This is a genomic window from Neisseria sp. P0022.S010 (assembly GCF_051956635.1).
The window spans coordinates 1-6,615 of record NZ_JBQCXF010000151.1 but is presented as its reverse complement, the minus strand read 5'-3'; the positions used below and the strand labels follow the sequence as shown (position 1 = coordinate 6,615).

Here is a 6,615-nt window from a genome sequence, read left to right as displayed (position 1 = left end):
CCAATAAATCCAAGGCCGTCTGAAACCATATTTCAGACGGCCTAAAACCGAAATATCCTTTATAATAAGCAACATTTTATCCGTTCAGACACCAAGCTCCTCTATTAACAAAGGCCGTCTGAAACAATCGAACACCCATAAGAGAACACCATGAAATTTATCGACGAAGCAAAAATCGAAGTCGCCGCAGGCAAAGGCGGTAATGGCGCAACCAGTTTCCGCCGCGAAAAATTCGTACCCCGCGGCGGCCCTGACGGCGGCGACGGCGGCAAAGGCGGCAGCGTTTGGGCAGAAGCCGACGAAAACACCAACACCCTCGTCGAATACCGTTTCGTCAAACGCTACCAAGCCAAAAACGGCGAAAAAGGCCACGGTTCCGACCGCTACGGCGCAGGGGCGGACGACATCGTCCTCAAAATGCCCGTCGGCACCCTTATCCGCGACCTCGACACCGACGAAATCGTCGCCGACCTCACCCACCACGGCCAGTGCGTCTGCCTTGCTAAAGGCGGCAAAGGCGGCTTGGGCAACATCCACTTCAAATCCTCCGTCAACCGCGCCCCGAAACAATCCACGCCCGGCGAAGAAGGCGAAACCCGTTCCCTGCAACTCGAGCTTAAAGTCCTCGCCGATGTCGGCTTATTAGGCATGCCCAACGCCGGTAAATCCACCCTGATTACCGCCGTCTCCGCCGCACGCCCCAAAATCGCCAACTACCCCTTCACCACCCTGCATCCGAATTTAGGCGTCGTGCGCATCGACGAAAACCACAGCTTCGTCATGGCCGACATCCCCGGCCTGATTGAAGGCGCAGCAGAAGGCGCAGGCCTCGGCCACCGCTTCCTCAAACACCTATCGCGCACCGGCCTGCTGTTGCACGTCGTCGATTTGGCCCCCTTCGACGAAACCGTTAATCCCGCCGAAGAAGCCCTCGCCATCATCAACGAATTGCGCAAATACGACGAAGAACTCTACGACAAACCGCGCTGGCTGGTGCTGAACAAACTCGACATGCTCGACGAAGAAGAAGCCCAAGCGCGTAGCGCCGCCTTCCTCGAAGCCATCGGCTGGGACTATCCGAAACCAGACGACCGCTTCCAATTCGATATGGAAACTCCGCGCCTCTTCCAAATCAGTGCGTTGACCCACCAAGGTACGCAGGAATTGATACACCAAATCAACCAATATCTGACTGAGAAAAAACGCATTGAAGCTGAAAAAGCCGAAGCGGAGCAGGCAGTCGCAAAAGCCGAAATTACTGAGCAGCAGCCTAAAACGGATACCGGCGTGTTTAAGCCGGAGTAAAAAATTTCAGACGGCCTTTTTTATCCACAGGCCGTCTGAAAATACAAAACATAGGGCGGGTTTTATACCTGCCCTTTCGGTAAGCAGCATTCTCCTTTTTTCAAAAATCAAACGATAAAGTAACAACGGACACAGCCATAAATTTGTTTTAGAATTCTATAACCGTATTCAATTTATAAACGCCGTTAAAGCATGATTAAGACGGCCTCTACACCAAACGACAACCTTTAGCGAAACCTCATGACCACCATCTACAATACCCTAACCCGTCAAAAAGAACCCTTCTCCCCCATCGACCCTAAAAACGTGCGTATGTACGTTTGCGGCATGACTGTTTACGACTATTGCCACTTAGGCCATGCCCGCGTGATGGTTGTGTTCGACATGATTGCCCGCTGGCTGCGCGAGTGCGGTTATCCGCTCACTTATGTGCGTAACATTACCGACATCGACGACAAAATCATCGCCCGTGCGGCTGAAAACGGCGAAACCATCGGCGAACTGACCGCGCGCTTCATTCAGGCTATGCACGAAGATGCCGATGCTTTGGGCGTATTGCGTCCCGACATCGAGCCGAAGGCGACGGAAAACATTCCGCAAATGATTGCCATGATTGAGACCCTGATTCAAAACGGCAAAGCATATCCTGCCGCAAACGGCGACGTTTACTATGCTGTGCGCGAGTTTGCCGCTTACGGCCAGTTATCGGGCAAATCGTTGGATGACTTGCGCGCAGGCGAACGTGTGGAAGTGGACGGTTTCAAACGCGATCCGCTTGATTTTGTGTTGTGGAAAGCGGCCAAAGCAGGCGAACCTGCATGGGAAAGCCCTTGGGGCAATGGCCGTCCGGGTTGGCATATTGAATGCTCCGCCATGAGTGAAAACCTGTTCGGCGATACTTTCGACATCCACGGTGGCGGCGCGGATTTGCAGTTCCCGCACCATGAAAATGAAATTGCCCAAAGCGTCGGTGCCAGTGGTCATACCTGCGGCCACGACCACGCGCAAACCCACCACGGTCAAAGCATCGCCAGCCACGTCAAATACTGGCTGCACAACGGCTTTATCCGTGTGGACGGCGAAAAAATGTCCAAATCGCTGGGCAACTTTTTCACCATCCGCGAAGTGTTGAAACAATACGACCCCGAAGTCGTGCGCTTCTTCATCCTGCGCGCCCACTACCGCAGCCCGCTGAACTACTCCGACGCGCATTTAGACGACGCAAAAGGCGCGCTGACCCGCCTGTACACCACGTTGAAAAACACACCGGCGGCTGAGTTTGATTTATCTGAAAACGCCAACGACTACACCCGCCGCTTCTACGCCGCCATGAACGACGATTTCGGTACGGTCGAAGCCGTTGCCGTGTTGTTCGAACTGGCAGGCGAAGTAAACAAAACCAATGATGCGCACCTCGCCGGCTGCCTGAAAGCCTTGGGCGGCATCATCGGCCTGTTGCAACGCGATCCGACCGAGTTCCTGCAAGGTGGTGCCGTTTCAGACAGCCTCTCCAACGAAGAAATCGAAGACTTAATCGCCCGCCGCAAACAGGCACGCGCGGATAAAAACTGGGCGGAATCCGACCGCATCCGCGACCTTCTGAACGAACACAAAATCATTCTGGAAGACAACGCCGGCGGTACAACTTGGCGCCGTGGTTGATTTCATGACATAGATAAAAGGCCGTCTGAAACTGTTTTCAGACGGCCTTTTTAATTTTGCTATTTCAAAAAGGGCACAAACATCGCGCCCTTTGTTTAAAGCATCATTTCATTTATGCGCCGAATACTTTCAGACGGCCTTCGATTGGTTGGAAGGCTTTTTCGCCGGCAGGGGCCGCGATACCGCCAATCACCATTTGCGCACGCAACAACCAGCTTTCCGGCAGGTTCCATTCTTTAGCAATGGCCGCATCAGGCAGCGGATTGTAGTGTTGCAGATTGGCGCCGATACCGGTAGCCGCCAATGTTGTCCACACGGCATATTGAACCATGGCATTTGCCTGATCGGCCCAGATCGGGAAGTTGGCTGCATAAGATGGGAACTTCTCTTGCAAGCCTTTGACAACATCTTGATCTTCAAAGAACAAAACTGTCGCCGCGCCTGCTTTAAACAAGTTCAGTTTTTGTGCGGTGGCTTCAAACTGCTCGGCAGGAACAACCGCACGCAACGCTTCTTCAACAAAATGCCACACTTTGGTATGTTCTTCGCCAAACAATACGACCACTCGGGCAGATTGCGAATTAAAAGAAGACGGCGTATGCAAAACGGCGTGTTCGATGATTTTGGTTACTTCCTCATTGGACAGAGGCAGGGTGTTGTTCAATGCATAGATAGAACGACGGGTTTCAGCAGCTTGTTGCAAAACAGAATAAGTCATGATCTCTTCCTTAAATTAATCTTTATCTTTACCATAAACGTTATCCAAAGCCCACGCTCCGCCACCGGCTACTGCCAGATACAAAAACACGAAACAGAACAAAACGGCAGATTCGCCATGGTTGGCCAATGGAAACAAAACATTACCAGAAGACGCGTGCGCCATAAAGTAGGCGACAGCCATCTGACCGGACAAAACAAACGCGGCTGGACGCGTAAACAGGCCCAATATCAATAAGATACCGCCGACAATTTCCAAAATACCGGCCACCAGCATCAATCCTTCGGGCGCGCCGCCCATAGACATCGGAAAACTGAAAAACTTGGCCGTGCCATGCAGCAAAAACAGATACGCCGCAACAATACGCAAGACAGACAATACAACCGGTTGGAATGATTTGAGGGCTGACATCTTAATAATCCTTATTTTAATGGCTACCTGAAAGAGGTAGGGAGCAATTTCAATAAGTGCAGTATAGATAATTCCCAGTAAGAGATATATACTAAAATTATTGATACAACGTTTCCTAATGAGAAATCATGGATACCCTATTCAGCCTAAAAGTTTTCCGCCAAGTGGTTCAAAGCGGTAGTTTTACCCGTGCCGCTGATCAGCTCGACATCTCCACCGCCATGGCCAGCAAACACGTCAGCCATCTGGAAAACACCATTCAAGCCAAGCTCTTACACCGCAACAGCCGCAACCTCCACCTGACCGAGGCAGGCGAAGAATACTACCGCCAATGCAGCTACGCGCTGGATACCTTGGACACCGCCGCCCAAAAAGCGGCAGGCGGTGCCGACACGCCGCAAGGTATGTTGCGCGTAACCATGCCCCTGTGGTTTGCAGGCGGCAATATGAGCGCATGGTTGGCAGAATACCGCCAGCGTTATCCCAAAGTCACGCTCGACCTCGTCCTCGACAACCGCCATATCGACCTCATCGCCGAAGGCTTCGACCTCGCCTTGCGCGTTTCCAAAACCCCCTCCCCTTCGCTGATCGTCAAACCGCTGGCCAAAATCGAGTTCGTTCTGCTTGCCGCCCCCGACTATCTTGCCCGACACGGCACACCCGATACACCCGAAGCCGTCATGCAGCACCAAGCCATCCTGCCTTCCTATACCAATCAACAAGACCAGGAAATTACCCACCGCGCTACCGCAGAAAAAGCCATTCTCCATCTCTCCCCGGTTATCCGCAGCGACAACACATTGATGATCCGCGAGCTGATTAAAGCAGGCGCAGGCATAGGCTATCAGCCCCTTTGGGCAGTTCAGCAGGAATTGAAGGACGGCACATTGATCCAACTCCTGCCCGATTACACCATCTGGGCAGATCAACTGAACGCCACTTATGTCGACAGGGCCTTTCTCAGCGCAAAAGTACGCAGCTTTATCGACTTTCTCAATGAAAAAATATCGGAAGGATAAACATCAAGGCCGTCTGAAACACTTTTCAGACGGCCTTTAATCAAAGTAACAATCCAATCAATAATTGGTCGAGCAGAACTGTTCGCGTTTGTCCGCATCAGCGGCATAGCATGTCAAACCCATGCCTGACGCATTGCTGTTGTTCGCTTTCGCACCCGGTTTCTTGTTCACCAAAACCTTACCGTTTTTTCCGATTTCCACGGTGACGCCTTTGCCGTTTTTCAGCTTCCATTTCAACACTTGCGCATCGGCACTCTGGCATTTGCTGACCGTACAGCCGCCTTCTGTCGCGACATTACCGTTTTTATAAATCACGCACTGCTGCTGGCTGTCGGTACAGGCAGCATACGCAGCAACGGAGAAACAGGAAATCAGCGCGGCAAACAAAACAGGTTTCATGGTTTGAACTCCTAAGGTTGTGATGATGGGTTTGTGATATTTGGAACTATACGCTTATTTGCAGATACCTACTACAAAATGTATCGGTAACATTCAACGGGCGCATTACTATATCCATTCCACCAATTATCTCATTCGCCCCATACGATAAAGGCCGTCTGAACATCACTTTTCAGACGGCCTTCAATGGGTTTTCTACCTTACCGCTTCAACTTCGCAAACGCATCCGCCATCGCCGAATTGGTCGGGGCGCGGTCGTTGCGTTGGGGTTTGCGGTCGCGGCGTTCCTGATGTCGGGTTTCAGACGACCTGTTGCTTTTGGCTGTACTGCCCGCTTCGTCATCCAAGCGCATGGTCAGCGCGATGCGTTTTCTGGCGGTATCGACTTCCAGCACTTTCACTTTCACCACGTCGCCGGCTTTCACCACTTCGCGCGGGTCTTGGACGAACTTGTTGGACAGGGCGGAGATGTGCACCAAGCCGTCCTGATGGACGCCGATGTCCACGAACGCGCCGAAGTTGGCGACGTTGGAAACCACGCCTTCGAGTATCATGCCGACTTGCAAGTCGCTGATTTCGTCGATGCCTTCGGCAAATGAGGCCGTCTGAAATTCGCCGCGCGGGTCGCGGCCGGGTTTTTCCAGCTCGGACAGAATGTCCAAAATGGTCGGCAGGCCGAAGCGTTCATCGGTGAAGTCGGACGCTTTGATTTGCTTCACGCGCTCGCGGTTGCCGATGAGTTCGGCGGCGGTAATGCCTTGTTGCGCCAGCATTTTGGCGACGACGGGATAGGCTTCGGGGTGGACGGCGCTCGCGTCCAGCGGCTCTTTGCCGCCGTTAATCCGCAAAAAGCCCGCCGCCTGTTCGAAGGTTTTTTCGCCCAAGCGCGGTACTTTCAGCAATTTTTTGCGGCTGTCGAACGCACCGTTTTCATCGCGGTAGGCGACGATGTTTTGGGCAAGGGTTTGATTCAAACCGGAAATCCGCGCCAAGAGCGGGGCGGAAGCGGTGTTCACGTCCACGCCGACGGCGTTCACGCAGTCTTCGACCACCGCGTCCAGCGATTTAGCGAGCTGGCTTTGGTTCACGTCGTGCTGATAC

7 protein-coding genes are annotated in these 6,615 nt (G+C 52.7%); 3 read left to right on the top strand and 4 right to left on the bottom strand.

What is annotated here, in order from left to right:
• Positions 1-150 precede the first annotated feature (150 nt).
• Both obgE and cysS read left to right on the top strand, forming a co-directional pair.
• The gene (obgE, locus tag ACTHUT_RS12240) at positions 151-1,305 is read left to right on the top strand and encodes a GTPase ObgE (RefSeq protein ID WP_250601522.1); all 1,155 of its coding nucleotides are present in this window, start codon (positions 151-153) and stop codon (positions 1,303-1,305) included.
• 240 nt (positions 1,306-1,545) lie between these two features.
• On the top strand, positions 1,546-2,967 hold the full coding sequence (gene cysS / locus ACTHUT_RS12235; RefSeq protein ID WP_250601524.1) for a cysteine--tRNA ligase: 1,422 nt from the start codon (positions 1,546-1,548) through the stop codon (positions 2,965-2,967).
• Between the two features lie 112 nt (positions 2,968-3,079).
• On the opposite strand, the gene ACTHUT_RS12230 is transcribed toward cysS, so the two are convergent.
• A complete protein-coding gene (locus ACTHUT_RS12230) occupies positions 3,080-3,685 on the bottom strand; it encodes a nitroreductase family protein (protein WP_250601526.1) in 606 nt (201 codons plus the stop codon).
• Positions 3,686-3,700: 15 nt separating this feature from the next.
• Positions 3,701-4,096: a DoxX family protein gene (locus ACTHUT_RS12225; RefSeq protein WP_250601528.1), complete on the bottom strand. Its 396-nt coding sequence runs from the start codon at positions 4,094-4,096 to the stop codon at positions 3,701-3,703.
• Between the two features lie 128 nt (positions 4,097-4,224).
• On the opposite strand from ACTHUT_RS12225, the gene ACTHUT_RS12220 reads away from it, so the two are divergent.
• Positions 4,225-5,115 (top strand): LysR family transcriptional regulator, encoded by an 891-nt coding sequence (locus ACTHUT_RS12220; RefSeq protein ID WP_003683746.1) that lies wholly within the window; start codon positions 4,225-4,227, stop codon positions 5,113-5,115.
• A gap of 57 nt (positions 5,116-5,172) precedes the next feature.
• Here the strand turns inward: ACTHUT_RS12220 and ACTHUT_RS12215 are convergent, their stop codons facing one another.
• Complete coding sequence (locus ACTHUT_RS12215) at positions 5,173-5,514, bottom strand: hypothetical protein (protein WP_003683849.1); 342 nt, start codon at positions 5,512-5,514, stop codon at positions 5,173-5,175.
• 200 nt (positions 5,515-5,714) lie between these two features.
• Positions 5,715-6,615, bottom strand: a 901-nt coding sequence (locus tag ACTHUT_RS12210) for a helix-hairpin-helix domain-containing protein (RefSeq protein ID WP_440418839.1), incomplete at its 5' end; no start/stop codon positions are given.